This window comes from Xylanibacter brevis ATCC 19188 (assembly GCF_000621725.1).
Lineage (GTDB): Bacteria > Bacteroidota > Bacteroidia > Bacteroidales > Bacteroidaceae > Prevotella > Prevotella brevis.
The window spans coordinates 1-20,393 of record NZ_JHXM01000012.1; the positions used below are offsets into that span (position 1 = coordinate 1).

The 20,393-nt window shown below is 50.0% G+C and carries 14 protein-coding genes; 7 read left to right on the forward strand and 7 right to left on the reverse strand.

The genetic code is table 11. The features are described 5' to 3' along the window. The 3 genes from T433_RS14945 to T433_RS0107825 form a co-directional block, all read right to left on the reverse strand. On the reverse strand, window positions 1-446 hold a 446-nt coding region (locus tag T433_RS14945), incomplete at its 3' end, for a hypothetical protein (RefSeq protein ID WP_044109476.1). A gap of 724 nt (window positions 447-1,170) precedes the next feature. Beyond that, entirely contained in the window at window positions 1,171-1,779 is a 609-nt protein-coding gene (bamJ, locus tag T433_RS0107820) for a BamJ family beta-barrel-assembly machinery protein (protein WP_027455413.1), read from the reverse strand. Then, window positions 1,780-3,321, reverse strand: coding sequence for a glycine--tRNA ligase (locus tag T433_RS0107825; protein ID WP_027455414.1), 1,542 nt, complete (start codon window positions 3,319-3,321; stop codon window positions 1,780-1,782). It lies immediately after the preceding gene. 149 nt (window positions 3,322-3,470) lie between these two features. On the opposite strand from T433_RS0107825, the gene T433_RS0107830 reads away from it, so the two are divergent. From T433_RS0107830 to T433_RS0107840, 3 genes are read left to right on the forward strand one after another with little or no spacing between them, the layout of a single operon-like run. After that, on the forward strand, window positions 3,471-6,209 hold the full coding sequence (locus tag T433_RS0107830) for a DNA gyrase/topoisomerase IV subunit A (RefSeq protein ID WP_027455415.1): 2,739 nt from the start codon (window positions 3,471-3,473) through the stop codon (window positions 6,207-6,209). Then, window positions 6,199-6,990 carry a DUF3316 domain-containing protein gene (locus tag T433_RS0107835; protein WP_081778417.1) on the forward strand — a complete coding sequence of 264 codons (792 nt, stop codon included), beginning with the start codon at window positions 6,199-6,201 and terminating at the stop codon, window positions 6,988-6,990. Before T433_RS0107830 ends, T433_RS0107835 begins: the two co-directional genes overlap by 11 nt. A gap of 12 nt (window positions 6,991-7,002) precedes the next feature. Beyond that, the gene (locus tag T433_RS0107840; RefSeq protein WP_027455417.1) at window positions 7,003-8,007 is read left to right on the forward strand and encodes a S41 family peptidase; all 1,005 of its coding nucleotides are present in this window, start codon (window positions 7,003-7,005) and stop codon (window positions 8,005-8,007) included. Here the strand turns inward: T433_RS0107840 and T433_RS0107845 are convergent. Both T433_RS0107845 and T433_RS0107850 read right to left on the reverse strand, forming a co-directional pair. Next, window positions 7,993-8,961 carry an aminotransferase class I/II-fold pyridoxal phosphate-dependent enzyme gene (locus tag T433_RS0107845; RefSeq protein ID WP_027455418.1) on the reverse strand — a complete coding sequence of 323 codons (969 nt, stop codon included), beginning with the start codon at window positions 8,959-8,961 and terminating at the stop codon, window positions 7,993-7,995. The two genes, T433_RS0107840 and T433_RS0107845, sit on opposite strands and share 15 nt — an antisense overlap. Beyond that, window positions 8,958-9,437: a cob(I)yrinic acid a,c-diamide adenosyltransferase gene (locus T433_RS0107850; protein WP_027455419.1), complete on the reverse strand. Its 480-nt coding sequence runs from the start codon at window positions 9,435-9,437 to the stop codon at window positions 8,958-8,960. Before T433_RS0107850 ends, T433_RS0107845 begins: the two co-directional genes overlap by 4 nt. 793 nt (window positions 9,438-10,230) lie before the next feature. On the opposite strand from T433_RS0107850, the gene T433_RS0107855 reads away from it, so the two are divergent. Genes T433_RS0107855 through T433_RS16485 form a run of 4 tightly spaced genes read left to right on the forward strand, consistent with a single transcriptional unit; the run spans window position 10,231 to window position 16,959 of the window. Next, window positions 10,231-11,544, forward strand: a complete 1,314-nt coding sequence (locus tag T433_RS0107855) for a hypothetical protein (RefSeq protein WP_027455420.1) — start codon at window positions 10,231-10,233, stop codon at window positions 11,542-11,544. A 36-nt stretch (window positions 11,545-11,580) separates the two neighbouring features. Then, window positions 11,581-13,404, forward strand: a complete 1,824-nt coding sequence (locus tag T433_RS0107860; protein ID WP_155808428.1) for a hypothetical protein — start codon at window positions 11,581-11,583, stop codon at window positions 13,402-13,404. A gap of 21 nt (window positions 13,405-13,425) precedes the next feature. After that, window positions 13,426-16,803 (forward strand): leucine-rich repeat domain-containing protein, encoded by a 3,378-nt coding sequence (locus T433_RS0107865; protein WP_027455422.1) that lies wholly within the window; start codon window positions 13,426-13,428, stop codon window positions 16,801-16,803. Between the two features lie 12 nt (window positions 16,804-16,815). After that, on the forward strand, window positions 16,816-16,959 hold the full coding sequence (locus T433_RS16485) for a hypothetical protein (protein ID WP_155808429.1): 144 nt from the start codon (window positions 16,816-16,818) through the stop codon (window positions 16,957-16,959). A gap of 133 nt (window positions 16,960-17,092) precedes the next feature. Here the strand turns inward: T433_RS16485 and T433_RS0107875 are convergent, their stop codons facing one another. Further along, on the reverse strand, window positions 17,093-18,151 hold the full coding sequence (locus tag T433_RS0107875) for a sirohydrochlorin cobaltochelatase (protein WP_027455423.1): 1,059 nt from the start codon (window positions 18,149-18,151) through the stop codon (window positions 17,093-17,095). Further along, window positions 18,138-20,264: a TonB-dependent receptor plug domain-containing protein gene (locus tag T433_RS0107880; RefSeq protein ID WP_052357037.1), complete on the reverse strand. Its 2,127-nt coding sequence runs from the start codon at window positions 20,262-20,264 to the stop codon at window positions 18,138-18,140. The genes T433_RS0107875 and T433_RS0107880 overlap by 14 nt, the downstream gene beginning before the upstream one ends. Window positions 20,265-20,393: the final 129 nt, after the last annotated feature.

A 20,393-nucleotide genomic window follows, 5' to 3' on the forward strand; every position in this document is an offset into this window, starting at 1 on the left:
GAATAACTATCGAAGAATGCCTTTAAGTCTGCCACAAAACGATCCTTGTCAAACGACTTCCTAATCTTAACAGGGAGATTTACTTCAGTGAAATACTTAACCATCGTATCTCCAATCATCGCGACAGCGTTATCCACAGAACAAGTAGCAAATTCGTCTGGCAAAGGAATATCTACAAAAAGCAAATGATACATACGAAATGTTGCATCACTTTTCTTGTCCCGAGGAAATACCTTTGATGTTTTATCTTCATGGTATACAGGCCTGCTATGATGTTTTAGCCTAAATGGCGTATTGAAGCAATAAAGATCAATGTTTATTTCTTCTACCATAGATGAGTATGTTCTCTCTGAGAAAAAAGATGAGAGTTCTTTGTCTAAATTAGACACCAGCTCATCTTTCTGACTTGCTTGAATATCAAAAACGGTTTTCAGTATAAATTCCATAATAATATATTAAACTATAAGAAAGTATTATCTAAATATTCTGTTTCCAGGAGGAAGTTCACCATGTGTAAAAAAGTAACAATACAAAAAGAGGTAGTCTTTTCATTTTAATTTTTAAAGTTTAGATTGATGTGATGTTAATTATTTGTACGCAAAGGTAATCAATTTTATTGAAACAGATATAATGATTGACCAACTCAATCATCATTTTATATAAAATAGTGGTAAACAGTGCTTTCAGGAAGCAAAAAACAAGTCATGCAATCTAAAAGAGCCAGTATAACAGCGCGACATTGGCACTTTTCAGATGCAAAACAGCTACTATTAGAATGCAATAGTGGCAGTTTTATGTCGATTCTAAAGTCTAGAACACCCATTTCTAGAGTCTAGAAAGGATCATTCTAGAGTCTAGATTAGCCATTTCTAGACTCTAGAATTGAGTCGTCTAGGGGCTAGAATGGAGTCATCCAGGGGCTAGAATCGAGCCGTCTAGGGGCTAGAATGGAGTCGTCTAGGGGCTAGATGCAAACCAAAAGTTAAACTATAACAGCACGAAAGCGCAACTATTACCGAATGATACTGTAAGTATGACTTGGTAAAAGCAAAGGTATTGAGGGCCTATTCTATATATTAATATGGTGTAAAGGGGTATAACGAAAACGCCCCGTCACTCAAACGAATGACGGAGCGTTATGCTGTAAAGATGAATCTTTGTTTTTATCTTTTAGTTCCAGACCGGCATTGCCTGACCTGCAGGACTGAAGTCGATGAGTATGAGGTCGAACACCAAGACACTATAGCCGGGGATGCCCGTGGTGCCATATTCACCATAGCCCAATGAATAAGGAACATAGATGCGCCAATAGTCGCCGCGATGCATGTTCTGCAGAGCTGTGGCAAAACCATCGGTGAGACCCGACACGAGGAACTTGGTCGTGGCACCCGTGACAGGTGTGAACTTACCATAGACGGTTCCCGGGTTGAACACGTAGCCTTCGCTATAAGATGCTGAAGGAATGAGGCGTCCCTGATACATCACACGCACTGAGTCAGTGTAGAACGGACTGGTGGTCTCGCCACTCTCCATGCCAGAAGGCATCACGTGCGCATAGATATAATCGGTGGAAGCCGTCAGCGTGTCTTCACGCAGAGACCAGCTTTTCAGTTTCTTCCACTCGCCGGGCTTAGCTGTCAGCGAGTCTTCCAACGAGGCAAAGAACACAGCATTGCGTGCTTGCCAGTTGTCATATTCATCGACCTCGCCATCGGTCTCACTGCATGAGGCAAAGCTCAACAGTGAGAGACAGGCAAAGATAAAATATTTCAGTTTCATTTATTGAAGTTTCTTAAGCAGACTTGCAATGCTAACCTTGTCCTCGATGATAGAAGCCAAGTCGCTGATCTTCACACGCTCCTGCTCCATGGTGTCGCGGAAACGCAGGGTGACGCAGCCATCGTTCAGGGTGTCGTGGTCAACAGTGACGCAATAAGGAGTACCGATAGCGTCCTGACGACGGTAGCGCTTACCGATAGAGTCTTTCTCGTCGTACTGACAGTTGAAGTGGAACTTCAGGTCGTTGATGATCTCGCGTGCCTTCTCGGGCAGACCATCTTTCTTCACCAGAGGCATCACAGCCAGTTTAACAGGAGCCAAGGCTGCGGGCAACTTCAGCACTACGCGGGTCTCGCCATTCTCTAGTTTCTCCTCGCAGTAAGAGTGGCACATGATAGAAAGGAACATACGGTCAACACCGATAGAGGTCTCGATAACGTAGGGCACATAGCTCTCGTTGGTCTGAGGATCGAAATACTTGATGCTCTTGCCAGAGAACTTCTCGTGCTGACTGAGGTCGAAGTTGGTGCGAGAGTGAATACCCTCAACCTCCTTGAAGCCAAATGGCATCTTGAACTCGATATCGGTGGCAGCGTTAGCATAGTGAGCCAGCTTGTCGTGGTCGTGGAAACGATAGTTCTCAGCGCCGAAGCCCAGTGCCTGGTGCCACTTCATGCGGGTCTCTTTCCACTTGGGGAACCACTCCAGCTCGGTGCCGGGAGCTACGAAGAACTGCATCTCCATCTGTTCGAACTCACGCATGCGGAAGATGAACTGGCGAGCCACAATCTCGTTGCGGAAAGCCTTACCAATCTGTGCGATACCGAAAGGAATCTTCATACGACCAGTCTTCTGCACGTTCAGGTAGTTCACGAAGATACCCTGAGCAGTTTCAGGACGCAGGTAAACCTTCATTGAGCCGTCGGCAGAGGCACCCATCTCGGTAGAGAACATCAGGTTGAACTGACGTACGTCGGTCCAGTTCTTGGTACCGCTGATAGGATCCACAATCTCCTCGTCGAGGATAATCTGCTTCAGAGCCTCAAGGTCTGGACCTTGCATAGCCTCAGCATAGCGGGCGTGAAGTGCGTCGCGCTTCTCCTTAGCTTCCTTCACGCGCTCGCTGGTCTCCAAATATTTTGCTTCATCGAAAGAGTCGCCAAAGCGCTTGCGAGCCTTCTCAACCTCTTTCTGAATCTTCTCGTCGTATTTAGCAATCTGGTCCTCAATCAGCACGTCGGCACGATAGCGTTTCTTGCTGTCGCGGTTGTCAATGAGGGGGTCGTTGAAAGCATCAACGTGGCCAGAGGCCTTCCAGATGGTGGGGTGCATAAAGATAGCAGAGTCGATACCCACGATGTTCTCGTGCAGCAGAACCATAGACTTCCACCAGTACTGTTTGATATTGTTTTTCAACTCCACACCGTTCTGACCGTAGTCATAAACAGCGCCCAGTCCGTCGTAGATATCGCTTGATGGGAAAACGAAACCATACTCCTTACAGTGCGATACAATCTTCTTAAATACGTCTTCTTGTGCCATAATAAAAATAATAATTTCTAGAAATTTGCCTGCAAAGTTACAACTTTTTAAGCAGTTATAGGTAGATTATGGAGTTAAAGGGAGTTAAACTGCGACATTTCTCGCTATTTTTTCCTAATTTTGCAGACAAACTGAAAAACAAGCAAGTAATGGACGACGAAAAAAAAGAAGAATTGAAGAAGTCAGAGAATACTGATATTTCCGACAATTCGGACTACTCTGATCAACCAGAAAACGCCGAGGGCCATTCTGACTACAAGCCGGTTAACCGCTTCGATGCATCGGTGGTGCACCACCTGAGCGGCATGTATCAGAACTGGTTCCTGGACTATGCCTCATACGTAATCCTGGAGCGTGCCGTGCCGCATATCGAGGACGGACTGAAGCCCGTGCAGCGCCGCATCCTGCACTCGATGAAGCGCATGGACGACGGACGCTACAACAAGGTGGCCAACATCGTGGGTCACACCATGCAGTTTCACCCTCACGGCGATGCCTCTATCGGCGATGCGCTGGTGCAGCTGGGTCAGAAAGACCTGCTGGTGGACACACAGGGTAACTGGGGTAACATCCTGACCGGCGACCGCGCTGCTGCTCCCCGTTACATCGAGGCCCGCTTGTCTAAATTCGCTCTAGACACCGTCTTCAACCCCAAGACCACCGAATGGCAATTGTCGTACGACGGTCGTAACAAGGAACCTATCACACTCCCTGTGAAGTTCCCCCTACTTCTTTCACAAGGTGCCGAAGGCATTGCCGTAGGTCTGTCGTCCAAGATTCTGCCCCATAACTTCTGCGAGATATGCGACGCTGCCATCAGCTACCTGCATGGCGAGGAGTTCCATCTGTACCCCGACTTCCAGACGGGTGGCAGCATCGACGTTTCGAAATATAACGACGGTCAGCGTGGCGGCGTGGTGAAGGTGCGCGCCAAGATTGAGAAGCTAGACCAAAAGACGCTGGTCATCCGCGAACTGCCTTTCTCGAAGACGGTATCGACGCTCATCGAGAGCATCACGAAAGCCATTGAAAAAGGTAAGATCAAGGCACGCAACGTGACCGACCTGACCTCAGCTCAGGTTGAGATACAGGTACACCTGGCCCCTGGAGTGTCGAGCGACAAGACCATCGATGCCCTCTATGCCTTCACCGACTGCGAGATCAACATCTCGCCCAACTGCTGTGTCATCAAGGATGAGAAGCCACAGTTCCTGACCGTGAGCGACGTGCTGATTCACAGCGCCGAGCGCACCAAGGACTTGATTCGCCAGGAGCTGGAGATCCGCAAGGGCGAACTGCTGGAGCAACTGCATTTCTGTTCGCTGGAGAAGATCTTCATCGAGGAGCGCATCTATAAGGACAAGAAGTTTGAAGAGGCGCCCAACGTGGATAAGGTTTGCGAGCATATCGACAACCGTCTGACGCCGTTCTATCCTCAGATGGTGCGTGAGGTGACCAAGGACGACATTCTGCGACTGCTGGAAATCAAGATGCAGCGCATCCTGAAGTTCAACAAGGAGAAGGCCGACGAGCTGATGGCTCGCATCAAGGCCGAGATCGACGAGATAAACCGCGACCTGGCCAACCTCACCGAGGTGACCGCCGCCTGGTTCCAGTTCTTGAAGGATAAGTATGGCAAGGACCACGCCCGACTCACCGAGATTCGAAACTTCGACACCATCGAGGCTACGAAGGTGGCTGAAGCCAACCAAAAGCTCTACATCAACCGCAGTGAGGGTTTCATCGGCACAGGTCTGAAAAAGGACGAGTTCGTGTGCAACTGCTCGGACATCGACGACATCATCCTGTTCTACAAGGATGGTAAATACAAGGTGGTGCGCGTGGCCGAGAAGCTCTTTGTGGGCAAGAATGTGCTGTGGATAGACGTGTTCAAGAAGAACGATAAGCGCACCATCTATAATGTAGTGTATCGCGATGGGCGCAATGGTCCCTGCTACATCAAGCGATTCAACATCACGGGCATCACCCGCGACCGCGAATACGACCTGACTCAGGGCACAGCCGGTTCGAAGATCATGTACTTCACAGCCAATCCCAACGGTGAGGCCGAGGTGATCAAGGTGACACTCGATGCCTCTGTACAGGCTAAGAACCCACGCATGAGCATCTTCCTGGAACGCTCGTTTGCCGAAGTGCTGATCAAGGGTCGCGCCTCGAAGGGCAACCTGCTGACGAAGAAGCCCGTGCACCGCATCACGCTGAAGTCGCAAGGCCACTCGACTCTGGGTGGACGCAAGGTGTGGTTCGACCCCGATGTGAACCGCTTGAACTACGACGAGCACGGACGACTGCTGGGCGAGTTCTTCGACGACGACCAGATACTGGTTGTGCTGACGAATGGTGACTTCTACTTGACGAACTTCGATGCCAACAACCACTACGAAGAAAATATCCTGCGCATAGAGAAGTTCAAACCCGAGAAGGTGTGGACTGCCGTGCTCTTCGATGCCGACAATCAGGGCTATCCCTACGTGAAACGCTTCCTGATGGAGGCCACCAAGCGCAAGCAGAACTACCTGGGCGAGAACCCCGCCTCAAAGCTGATTCTGCTCAGCGACCAGGTCTATCCGCTCATCAAGGTGACCTATGGCGGTGCCGACGAGTTCCGCGGCTCGGAAGAGATCGACGCCGAGCAGTTTATCTCGGTGAAAGGTTTCAAGGCTAAGGGTAAACGACTGAGCACCTATCAGATAGAGAGCATCGTTGAGCTAGAGCCTACGAGATTCCCCGAAGAGCCAGAGGCATCCGAAAAACCGGAAGCTACAGACAACGCTGGGGAGGAAGACTTAGATCCTGATGAGGGCAAAAGCCAACAGCAGGTGATTGACGAGATGACCGGTCAACTAAGACTTTTCGATGATGAATAACAAGATAAAATGGCTGATAACCCTTTGCTGGTTCCTCTCTATTGGCTACACAGCCAATGGACAGGAACCAGTTTACGTTACACGCTATCAGCAGGTGGGCTATGGCACCACCAACATACTGGACACGTACCTCACACAGGAGAAGTTCAAAGGTAATGGTCTTAGCATCCTGGTTTCTTCTGAAAGGAAAAAACCGTCGTCAAACTGGAGCACACTGATGCACAGTCAGCTGAACCTGTCAACAGCGAAGGATCGGTCGGGCGACAAGAGCGAGGTGGAGGGCGCCTTCAACTTTCTTTGGGGACGTCTGTACCGATGGCAAATGCTCAACGGCAACCTGCACCTGCAGGCTGGCGGCATGGTGAACGCCGGACTGGGCTTTATCTACAACACCGCCAACGCCAACAATCCAGCACAGGCACGGGCCGCACTACAGCTGATGCCTACGGGCATAGCCAGCTACACCTTCCCCCTGTGGAAGCACCATGTGCTGATGCGCTATGAACTGAACCTGCCACTGGTGGGCGTGACGTTCAGTCCTAACTATGGCCAGTCGTACTACGAGATTTTTTCGTTGGGCAACTACGACCACAACATCGTGCCCACCACATTTGTCTCTGCCCCCTACTTCCGTCAGCACTTCACGGTGGCCTACCCTATCTATCGCACCACCATGCTGTCGCTGAGCTACCTGGGCGACTACCAGCAGCTGCAGGTGAACAACCTGAAACAGCATGTGCTGTCGCACCGTATCATGCTGGGCATCATCAAGGACTTTTAACGACAAGAAGCTATGAGAAGACTGATATACCTGCTTTGTCTGCTGCCACTATTCGCAGCGTGCGTCGACGAGGAACAGTTTGCCAACTCGCCACAAGGCAACTTTGAGGCTTTGTGGAAAATCATAGACGAACACTACTGTTTCTTTGACTACAAGCAACAGGCGTATGGGCTGGACTGGGATGCCGTGAAAGTGAAGTATGCCGCGCGCATTGACGACAACATGACCAGCAAACAGCTCTTTGAAGTGCTGACGGGGATGCTCAGCGAACTGCGAGACGGACATGTGAACATCAACACGGCCTTTGACTACGGACGCTACTGGGCGTGGTACGAGAACTACCCTGCCAACTACAACGACTCGCTGATTCGCCGCTATATGGGCACCGACTATAAGATAGCCTCCGGACTGGACTACAGGCTGCTGGATCGTAATATAGGATATATTCGCTACGAGAGTTTTCAGGATGCCATTGGCGATGGCAACCTGGACGAGGTGATGATGGAATGTATCTTGTGCCGAGGATTGATTATCGACATCCGCAATAACGGTGGCGGCAATCTGACTAACGCCGAGAAACTGGCAGCCCGCTTCTGCAACGAGAAAACGCTGGTGGGCTACTACCAGCATAAGACAGGCCCAGGGCGCCATGACTTCTCGAAGATGGAGGCCCGCTATATTGAGCCATCAAGCAATATCCGCTGGCAGAAGCCCGTGGTCATCCTGACCAACCGACACGTGTATAGCGCTGCCAACGAGTTTGTGATGTACATGAAACAGATGCCGCAGGCCACCATCGTGGGCGACCATACCGGCGGCGGCGCAGGCATGCCTTTCAGCAGCAGTCTGCCCAACGGCTGGAACGTGCGCTTCTCTGCCGTACCGATGTACGATGCCAATCAGCAGTCGTGCGAGTTTGGCATAGAGCCAGACCACCTGGTAGAGCTCACCGACGATGACGTAGCCAAAGGACGCGACACGCTCATAGAGTATGCCATCGACCTACTGACGAAATGAGGCAATAGCCGCTACCAGCGCATCGTTTTCTTCGGGCGTCTGTGCCGAGATGCGGAAATAATGTTCATTTAATCCTGGGAAATTGGATGCATCGCGAATCAACATGCGATGCTCTTGGGCGAGGTATGCCTTCAGCTCTGCCGCTGTGGCACCTTCTATACGAGCCAGCATAAAGTTGGTCTCGGTGGGCAGTGCCTGTACCATGGGCAACTGGTTGAGCGCGCGGTTCAGGCGCTGGGTCTCTGTCAGGTAGGCCGACATATCAGCCACCACGCAGACTTCATTTTCCAGCAGCCATTTGCCAGCCTCTACAGCCAAGGCGTTGACAGACCAGGGGCGCTGCCAATGCTGCAACCTACTGATCATCGACTCGGAAGCTACGACATAGCCCACACGAAGTCCTGGGACGGCATAGGTCTTGGTCAGGGAATGAATCTGAATGACATTCTCTGCGGCCACAGCCTCGGCGGGCGACATCAGCTGGGCTGAAGTCAGATCCTCGTAAGACTGATCGATCACCACTGCCTGATAGTCATCCAATGGCAGTCGGCGGGTCACTGCACCTGTTGGGTTATTGGGATTACAGATCCAACAGACGCCATGCTCCCCTTTCTCCATGCCATACATTCTGCAGGCATCTTCGTATTCGCTGAACGTAGGTTGCGTGACCTTATACTGATGGATGCCCGCGCCAGCCAGCATCTGTGCTACCAGATAGATTGCCTCTACAGCACCATTGGTGACCAGTACACTACCGGCGGGAATATGGTTCTTTTGGGCGATGACCTCTGCCAGCGACGAGGCGTCGGGCTCGGGATATTGCGCTATCACGTCCATGCGCTCTGCCAGAAAAGCCTTCAGGGCAGTCAAGTCGGCATGGGCATAGATATTCGAACTGAAATTCATCCGAATATCCTCATAGCGAAAAGCATCGTCTCCGTGACCTTGAATCATAGTGAAAGCGCGAATAAATAGTCAGACAAGCGATTGAAGAATCTCAGAATATCGTCATCCACGGGATACGTCTTGTGAAGTGTCCACAGCTGACGCTCCACCGTGCGGCACTGGGTGCGTGCCACATGAAGCATGGCAGTCTCCGGTTTGTCGCCAGGCACTACAAAACCCAGGGGCCTGTCAGCTGTCAGGAGGTCAATGGCCGTCTCTATCTCCGCGGTCAAGGCGGCCACATGTAGCGGCTTGGGGTTCTCATCCCCCTGCGGTGTAGCCACATGGCTCATCACAACCATCAGTTCCTGTTGTACACGCCGCAAGAGCGGTGCACCAACAATGCCACGAGCCACGCCAAGCAGTGCATTCAGATGATCTATCTGCCCATTGGTCTCAATGCGCACATCATCCTTATCCACCCGCACACCTCCGCGCAGCGAGGTCTGTCCGTTGTCGCCTGTCTTCGTATAAATCTGTTTCATTCTTGTGGCAAAGTTAAACAAAATATACATACGTTCCAAACAATCCCCATGAAAAATGCGCTCTTGACATAGGTCACCATTATGCTGTTATTCAGACAATAACGACGTAAATGCTTGGCTGTTTGGAGGAAACGTACTAATTTTGCACTCGGTTAGGATTATAGAGAGAAAAAAGATGTAACGCCGACAAGGGGTCGGCCGAGAATTAAAGAAAAGAAAGGATAACGATTATGAAGAAATTAATAAAGAAGATTGTAGCTACTGTAGTTAGCAATTGGAACGAGGCTAATGCACTGATGTCGAAAAGCTACACTTACAGTGTTTAAAGAGAACTAAAGTTTGATTATATAACGAGAAAGCGTGTTGCTCATACGGGCAACACGCTTTCTTTTATTCATCCTATTAATAGGATATGACGTACCCGTCATGTTGACGAGGTATGATTTGTGACACAGTCTGTCGACCAGATAACAAAAAAGAATGGCAAACCGTTTCGTTTGCCATTCTTTTTTTCTACATCTTTTCGCCTTACTCCCCACCTCCATCTGTGTACCCTTGTACCAATTTTATCAAATTTAACTTTTTTTGTTTTATTTGTTTTGAATTAAACGCAGAATATACTATCTTTGCATCAAGAATACAAACTTTCACAACATGGCACTAGCGAGAAAATGCATATAGTGCAATAGCTCGAAGCCAAATCGCGCCTTTGTCATACTAATAATTAATATTACCAGAATTCAAAATGACTACACCTAAAACATTAAACAGGTTGTCTTTACTGACAACGATTATGGCTGCTATTCTTATTTGCTGTCACATATTCACATCATGTTCGAACAATGATGATCCTGCCCCCATTTCAGGCCGTGCATACAATCTCGACCAGAAGATAACGAACCGTCGGGAGTGTCACGCGCTGAAAATGATTGCGAATGATGCGCTGAACTTAAAGTTCCGTCAAATCGTGTTCGAATATACTAGCGTCGGTCCCGACTTGAAGACGCCGGTACGGCTTACTGGCGTCATCTCAATGTCCCCTGACGTATATAATAAGGTGGCTTCACCTCGCGGACTGATGCTCTACAATGAGTTTACATGTGCCAAGCATGGTGAGCGTACTTCTCAGAACGAGATTGACGACATCGGTCTATACATGAACAAATACCAGAATCTCATTATGGTTTCTGCCGACCTCTATGGTTGGACACTCACGGAGGACAAGCCACAGGCCTACTGCTGTCCGGAGATTACAAGCGTTGAGACCATCGATGCTTGGGATGCCGCCATGCAGATTCTGAAAGACGAGGGCTATGCCATCAGCGGTCTGCCCACCTTCAATGTGGGCTATAGCAGTGGCGGTTTCTCGGCACTCGCCGTTCAGCGCTACTGCGACGAGAAACGTCCTGACATCCATTGGGACCTGACCTCGGGAGGTGCTGCTCCCTTCGACTTGCACAGCGTTTATATCAGTAACATTACCAACCCCACCTCTGGTTATGCTTGTTCTTTCCCACTCGTGGTGGTGGCTTACAAGGAGACTTACCACATGGACTTTGACTACAAGGACGTGTTTGTAGAGCCTCTTGCCAGCAACATCCAGAAGTGGATACTCTCCAAGGATTACGGCACATGGGACATCAACAAGCTCATTGCAGGTGGTGATGAAGCAAAAGCCAAGGACTGCCCTGTCAACCTTATTCTGACGCCCGATGCACTCAATCCTCAGTCTGTCGTTGGCAAGAAACTGGCCCAGAAGCTCCGCGAGAACTCCCTTTGCGGCGAAGGACAGACCTGGCATCCCAACACCAAGACCAAATATTACATTATGCACTCTGCCGGCGACAAGTACATGGACTGGCATGTGGGCGAGGAAATGGCCAACTACCTGAAGGGCCACGGCTGCAACGTCGTAACCGAGTTTGGAGACTGGGGCAACCACGTGGACTACGGACTCTTCCAGCACATCGGCAAGACCATTCTCTTAATGGAAGATTTTATGCCCGACAAAGATGCTACCAGGGAGCAGACAATAAAGGATGCTATTGACAAGGCTGAAGAATATATCAGAGACCAGGTCTCTGATATGACGGGAATATCCTTGTAAACAAATACAGAGGACTAAAATAAAACCATTATGACTATGAATATTAGAAAATTCCTATTATTAGCCCTTATGCTGCCTGCAGCAGGAACATGGGCACAAGGAAACCTCGGCTCGTTGACGAAAGAGGTTGACGTGAAAGATGTCATAGTGACTAAGGTGGAGTACGCCATCTTCAGCAGTCACGATAGCATCTGTGTAAATCCGAAAACAGGACAACAAGACACTATTACCGTTGATGAGGGCATGGAGATTGTCACTCCCGAGGTGTTCCAGGCTAAGCGCGAAGCCAAAACCGCAGCCATCAAGAAATTAGTGCAGCGGGCGCAAACCCGTCGTGCTTCAGCCCCTTCCGTCAATGCAGATTCTGACTGGCATTACGAAGGCCAGCAGGAGCGCTCGATGGCACAACTCTATTACTACACCTACCCCTCGGTAGATGCCGACGGCAATCCCGTACGTCTCTCGGCAATGATGGGTATACCGGTAAACACTGTGTGTGAAGATATTGCTGATGTATTAACCACACTTACAACATTTTTCCCCTGGGGTAACAAGATAGCACCCGACTCGAAAGCCCGCCCCAGCAATGTGGTCATTGGCTGTCACGTCACGATTACCAGCAACTGGGAATGCCCCACATCCTACGAGCGTTACGGTAATTCGAGTTTACTTGGCTTTGATAATTTCTCGACCGATGCGGGCATGATGCTGTTCTACACCCGCTACGACGTGCTGCGCCAGCCCTGTTGCCTTGTGATACTACCCGACTACGAGGGCTATGGCAACACTGTAGACCGTCCACACCCCTACCTCTATCAGGAACTGACCGCACGCCAGTGCGTAGATGCTACCCGCTACGGGTTGGCGCTCTACAATTCAAAGGTTACCTCCGGAGACGCCCTGAAGTTGGAGGATGACTGGAAGACCGTCTGCGTGGGTTTCTCGCAGGGAGGCTCCGTGTCGCTGGCTACCCACAAATATATCGAGACCAACGGACTGACTGACGAGCTCCACTTTGCAGGCTCCGTCTGCGGCGACGGTCCCTACAGCCCCGTCGACCATCTGCTCTACTATATGACTGACGATGGTACAACCTACGATGGCGACAACAAGACTTCCCACAAGGCAGGGCGTGTGTCGATGCCTATCGTGATGCCGCTCATACTGAAAGGCATGCTCGACAGCAATCCCTATATGCGCCAATACAGCATCAAGCAGTTCCTGCAGCAGAATTTCCTCGACACGGGTGTCATCGACTTCATTGAGGCAAAGAAGAACCCGTCCAAAAAAGACCAGTATAGCACGGTCGATGTGAATAAAGAGTTCCGTAAAATAATAAAGACGAAAACACATAATGGCATCACCATCCACAACGTCGATAGTTTGTTCCCATACGACGATGGTGAGAACGTACATGGCTCACTGAAGTATATGCTGACACCCGCATGTTATGGTGACTTTGTGCATCTCACGAAAAATGAGGGGATGGATAACACATTCATGAAAGACTTGGTGAAGGCACTGGAGAGCAACAACCTTACCAAAGGTTGGACACCTCAGAAGCGCATCGGCTTCTACCACACTACCTACGACACCGTTGTGCCATACGTCAACCTGCTCACCTTTATAAAGAACCAAGACGGACTGACCTACTATTTCGACGACAAAACAAGAACGCGCTCGCTGACGGCTAGGGTGTCTCCTACACACGTTGGCTCGAAGGAACAGGCGGATGTCATGATTATGGACACCGACAGTAAGGAAGACCACGTAAAAGCTGGTAAGGATTTCTTTCTGCTTAGCGGTATTACATCGCCAGACTATGAGATGATGAAATGGGTTCTTGAGGGCAAGAAATAAAACAGAAAGGAGAATAAAGCGATGAAGAAAACTATATATATTTTGATAGCCCTGCTGCTGCCACTTGCAGCGAGAGCCGACTACACTCTCAGCACGATCAACGTGACTGTGGGCGGCAATACGCAGGCTGCCGTAACGCGACTGGATGCCACCAATAAGATTGCACTGCTGGGTAATGGCTATAACGCCTGTATACCTTACTGGAGCGAGGGGGCACTCACCATTCCGGGAACCGTCAGCGTGGGAGACGATACCTACACCGTAGAAGTGGGGCCTGTAGCCTTCCGGCTGTGTAGTAATCTGACAAGCATCACCATTGGAGAAGGCGTTACGAAAATCGACGACTATGCCTTTGTGGGCTGCTCGTCGGTAGCGAAGATTACACTACCGAAGACGCTGACCACCATCGAGCGTGGAGCCTTTGTCAACATGAAATCACTAAAGATCATGGTTTGCAATGCTACCTCAGCACCGGCATGGAGTTGGAACGACATCTTCAGCGACAAGGGTACGAAGGAGAGCATGACAAACATGGCGGCTGAGCGCATCATGTACGTTCCAGAAGGACATGAAAGCAGTTACCTTTCTACCAAATTCGATGGAACATCCTACGGCAAGGAAACCGTAGGATGGCAGGAGGCCTTCACACGTATCTACGAGATGAACGACGAGCCACAGGAGATTACATCGCTACAAGACTTGGAGGCCTTCCGCAATGCAGTGAACAGTGGCAACAAGTATAAAGGCAGCAACAACAAGATGGTGACACTGACGACAGACCTCGACCTGTCAGGCATTGAAAACTGGACGCCTATCGGCACTTCGGAATATCCTTTTGACGGCGTCTTCAATGGTGGTGGCCATGTCATCAAAAACTTAAATGTTAGTGGAAGCTCAAACTACAACGGTCTGTTCGGGTATGCCAACAAAGCCACCATCTACAACATGCATCTGCTGAATCCCACGGTGTCCGGTCCTGACTATGTTGGCACTGTGGTTGGGTATGTTGAAGGAGATAGCCATATCACGGACATACTGGTCACCAGTAATTGCGACGGTAACGATGGCTATACGGCCAAGGCAACGGATGGTAGTGTTGGCGGTATCGTAGGTCGTGCTAAGAATGCCACCATTGAGCGCTGTCTGTTCGATGGATGGGTAAAGGGAACTGGTTGGACAGGCGGTATTATCGGTAATGTAAACACTAACGTGACCATCATCGACTGCTCAGCTTCCGACTTTGTACAGAATACGAAAAATATATCTGCTCAAGCGATACCTTTCACTGGCGGCATTGTTGGTGGCGCCGGTTATGTCACCATTGAGCGCTGTTTTGCGAGAAACACTGTTAGCTATACAGGAAGCCCATCAACATTTCCTGGCATCATCGTGGGAGGCACAAACGATGTGACGGCAAGCACTATCAAGAACTGTGCATATTTGAATGTAGGATTTAATTTGATAGGACAGCCTCAAGCAGGTAGTAATAATACTTTAACTGATAACCAGGGTTATGAAAACCGATCAAACATGAACCAGGACAAGACCAAGAGCGTTTTGGGCGAGGACAACTGGTACTATTTCACCGACAACTACATCGACTACCCCATACCTGCTACGTTGAAGGACATGTATCTTGCCAATTGCGTAGATAAGGTTGACGGCGATTTCGTTTATCGTCCGGCAAAAGCCGCTGATTCTGAATACGAGGTGGTGGCCTATACCGGTAGTGCCACATCAGTCACTGTCCCCGCTACCTACGACGGTAAGAACGTCACAGCCATCCTTCCTGAAGTGTTCAAGGACAACACCACGATGACATCGGTCACCATCGGTGATAATGTGACAACCATCGGAGCGAGCGCCTTCGAGAACTGCGACGCACTGACTACGGTCAACTTCGGCTCTGGCGTGACAACCATCAACGCCAAGGCTTTCTACGACTGCGATGCGCTGACCAGCGTTGACCTGCCCGATGCCGTGACCGATGTGGACAGGGATGCCTTTGTCAGTTGTGACGCTCTCACCACCTTCAATATCGGCAAAGGCTTCAAGGACCATACAGGCAACTTCCTTGCCTATTGTCCTCAGCTGACCACGCTGACCGCATCGAGAGGAAACGACAACGGCTACCTGTGTGTTGATAATGTGCTGATACATAACTCAGGCGACTATCGCAGTTATGTCATTGCGTGTGCGCCTGGCAAGACGGGTGACTATGTGATACCTGTCTCCAGCCTGACTAATTATACGGTAAATGTGTTTGGCAGTTGTTTCGCTTCCTGCACAGGGCTGACAAGTGTCACCTTCCCTGCAGGAAAGAGGTTCTCTTTAGGCAAGGGTGTATTCGACGGGGCATATAACCTGCGCTATGTCAACCTGTCGGCCATCACAGGGACTATTGAAGATGTAAAGTACACTGTCAACCGTAGCGATGCAGACTCACCGTTCTACGGTATGAGCGAATACACCATGATTTATCTGCCAAGCGGTCATAGTGCCGCTAATGACGAGGTCAATGCGGTAATAGGCGGTACGGCTACGGCAGGAATAAAGCTGAACGACGGCTGGGACTTCAATCCGCCATTTTCCATCACCGCAGGGGGCGCCACGCTGAATCGTGCACTTACAGCAAAGAGCGTTACCTACGCCAAACTTGTCACTGACTCGAATGGCGATCCTATAGTCATTGGTACAGTGCCAGTATATGATGCTAGTGGAAATCCAGTATATGAGGAAGACCGTATAACTCCAAAGACACGGAATATCTACCAGACGGAATCCGAGGAGCGTCTTGATCCCCGTGGCTACACCTGCTACCTGCCTTACGCCCTGACACTCAGCAATGAGAACGCAAAGGTCTATAAGCCTTACACTTCAAGCGTAGAGGGAGGTGTGACCACCATCACCTTCGAGCAGGTGGAGAATAACGCGATGGAGGCATATAAACCCTATTATATCGTGGTAAGCGGAAGTAGCGGTGTTGACCTGAGCACAGATAAGAATATTACGATCGTCAGCGACACCAACGGCTCATGGACGGTGGGAGGCTATGAACTGAAGGGCACTACGACAACCATCCCCAACAGCTCGCTCTACAATGCTGACAAACCTGCCTACCTGCTGCAAAGCGACGGCAAGTGGCACAAGGTGCCTCAGAACCAGTCGAAGGCTTACATTGGTCCCTTCCGTGCTTACTTCCAAGCTACTACAAATAGTGGCGCCCGCGCTATTAACATGGTCATAGACGACGGTGAGGCGACTACTATCGACGCTGTCATCCGCACCATCGATGCCGACGGCACAGAGCACTACTACGACATGAACGGCAGACTACTCAGTGGGAAACCCCAGAAGGGCATGTATATCCAAAACGGTAAAAAGTACATTAACAAATAGGAGGACACTGCAATGAAGAAATCATACGAAAAGCCCGCCATTTGCGTGGTACAAATACGTTATCAGAACCATTTGCTTGTTGACAGCCAGACTCAAAGAAAAAGTCAGTTTGTTGACGATGACTACGAAGATTGGGATTTTGACGGCGCTCAATAAAATTCCCATCACACTTCGAAATATAAGCGTGCTGTGTCGCTATTATAAAAGAGAACTAAAGTTTTATTATATAACGTGAAAGCGTGTTGCTCATACGGGCAACACGCTTTCTTTTATTCATCCTATTGTAAGTTTACTCTGCAAACATCTCTACGGCTTCCTTGGTGTGCTTCTTCCAGATAGCACGGATGTTGGCATAGTCGCCAAGACCTTTCAGGATACAAGTGTTAGCCGTATTAGCATCGTTGCCGTCGTACTTGCAGTTGTAGCCTTTTTCTGCAAAGAACTCACGCCAGCTGTCGCCCTCGTTCTCGATACCAGACATATCGTTGTGAGCGTGGTCACCGGCAATACACATCAAAGCGTGGAGCGTGATGGTGGTACCAGGAGTCACTCGGTCCTTCATGCGCTCATAGAGGTCGTCGAGCAGATTGTCTTCCATATCGACAGTAGCCACGTAATAGTTTGGATTGATGGCCTGCAGAGCGGTCTCCAACTGCTCATAGCGCACGTTACCATTGCCATAGTTATAGCCCTCAGGGTTACCATGGCCCAGGAATGCCATCACCTGACCGTCCTTCACATACTGGCTGAAGTTGCTGTTCAGAGCCTGAGCCACTGCGTCAACATCTTCCTGCTCTGCCATCAGAGGGCCACCGATAAACACCTTGACGCCCTCTTCCAGATACTGATCATCGAGGTCGCCATAGACATTGTTCTTGAAGTCCTTGATATAGTTATCGCGCAAGCGCAGGAACTCCTCACCTGGGATCACGTGGAGCGACTGTACGCGCACCTCTTCGTACTTCTGACGGCCGATAGCCTCCAACCAGAAGTTGGGTGCATAGAAGTCCTGACTCTCGTAGTGCTCGCCCTCACGGCTCTTATTAATACAGATAGCCGATGTGAAAGAGAAATAAACGTCGTAGTCTTTGAAGGCCTGATCATTCTCATAGTCACTGACAATTCCCTTGAAAGTCTGGTGGGCATTCTCCCAAGTAGAACCGAAAGCCACGAGAAGCAGCGCCTTCTTATTGTTGCTCTTTGCCTTTTTGGCCTTCACCTGCGACTCCACGCTTGACAGATACTTCGTAAAGTTGTTCTGCTGGTTGTCTTCATCATCGCAAGCTACGAAGCCCGCACTCATTGTCATGGCCAGAAAAGCCATCAGTAAGAACTTAATCTTCTTCATTGTTGTTTGATTTTAATGTTGAGTAATGTTTATTATAGTTTATCTTTTTGCCGTGATTATATCGTAGGATTAGCGATGCATAGACCGTGGTGCCGGGCGTGGTGGTCCCAAGATGGCGCAGGTGGGGCGTGCGATCCACATAGTTGAACAGGTTGTCGATGCCTGCCTCTACCCTACAGGTGGTGGTTTTCATGTGGAAGAGGTCATGATTGGTAGACAGACGCCACAGCTGGTAACCCTTACCATTGCCGTAGTTCTCGTAATATCGCGTGGAAGAAGCACGACCATAGAGTCCTACGCCGAGGCGGTACGACGGAGTGAAACGATGGTTCCAGGTCAGGAAGACATTACCCTTGTGATGGGCTGTTCCATCGATTGTCATGCGGCGCAGCTGTTCGGTATCCTCGTTATAGACACTGCCTCGTGCCTGCAACAGGCTATAGCCGCCACCCACCTGGATTTCCTTGGTCACGTTCCACTTCACATTGAAGTCAAGACCGGTGGTATAGGCATCCTCCAGGTTCTTGTACTGTCTGACAAAAGCTGGCGCATACTGTATCAGAAGGTCGGCAGGCGCCTGCTGCTTGGGGATGGTGACCAGGTTTATCATATGGTCAACCTTATTGTAATAGCCCGTCAGACTGACGGTGAGCTGGCGGATGTGATACTCCGTGCTAAGCGAGAAGTAATTGCTGGTCTGAGGTTTCAGATCGGTATTACCCAAGAACAGGCGCACGCCACCCATGTCGCGCACATAGCGATAGTGCAACTCTTTGGGTGTAGGCGACTTGAAGCCTTGTGCCCACGAGGCTCGCAACACCACGTCGCCCACGCTCCACATGGTGCTTATCTTAGGCGTGAGGTGCAGTCCAAACTGCTGGTTGTGGTCCAGACGGAGTCCCATCGTGACGTTTAGGTTTGTCAAGGGGTTCCATTCGTCCTGCGCATAGATGGCCTGTGTCCAGTCTGTCACGCGATCCTTATTAATACGTAAAGGAGCCTTCAGCCAGTCAAAGCGATAATCATAGCCTGTGCTCAGGCGATGATGCTCCGACAAGCGGAAGACTCCTTTCAGGTGGGAGAGAAAGCGACGCTGGTCTGCCTGCAGTGCGCGGTCTCCCTTATAATAGATAAAAGGTAATGCGGGATTATCACTTTCCACCACCCATCCATTCTCTGACGTGTAGTCGTAGAAGTAAGCATGGCGGTTCCAACTGATGTCGGCACTAAGCTGAGTGCCATTCTTTCGCTGCCAAGACCAGCCCGACGAGACGGCAGCATCATCATAGGACAGGTCGTAGCCATGCACATCGGCAAAGGAATACTTGCCGTTAGGACGGTAGATTCGTTTATGATACATCATCCCTTCAGCATAGACTTCCATGCCACTCATCGGATGGTACGACAGGCGTTCGGCCACCTGCCATAGCTCGTTTCTGTTGACTGTCTTATTGCGTGAATCCGTCACAACTCTGCCACCTATCTGGGTAGGGTCTTCCACCCCGGTATTCTGCCAACCATCACTGTGACGGAAGTGGAAGTTGGTGTAGCTTCTAAAGCGTCCGAAAGCTATGCCTACGCCATTATGCTGACGCAGGTCGCCATAGCTTCCGCCGCGTGTCTCATGGTCTATTTGAATACTGCTTTCTTGCTTGCGTGTAATAATGTTGATAACACCTGCAATGGCATCGCTGCCGTAGAGAGCCGATGCCGCCCCCTTCACTATTTCAATGCGCTCGATACGTGCCGGATCAATGAGCCCCAGGTCGTTCTGTCCGCCATTGTCGCCATGCAGTCGTTTGCCGTCCAGCAAGATCAGCACATAGCTATTGCCCAGACCGTTCAGCTGCAGATGGGAACCCATATCGTCTTCGTTGAAGGCAAAGCTAGCCGACAGACTGCTCAGGACCTCTTCGATGCTACGCCCTGCAAACTGTTGCAGGTCACGACTCGTAATCACCTCGGTCTGAACAGGCGCTGTGCGCAGCAGATGCCGAGTACCTGTACCCGTCACCACCACCTCTTGCAGGCTGTCGCCCTGCAGCACTTTCTGGGCTTGTATGGCTGGCAAGATGCTTAACAGCAATCCTGCCACTATTGCGATGCGTTTCATGAATCTCTTTTTAAAGATAAAAGAGAACGTACTATCTCACGACAGGACGTTCTCCTGACTTATTACTTATATAATAATACACACATGCACAGTTATGGTTGTACACAATTCTACGTCTTGTCAATGCTA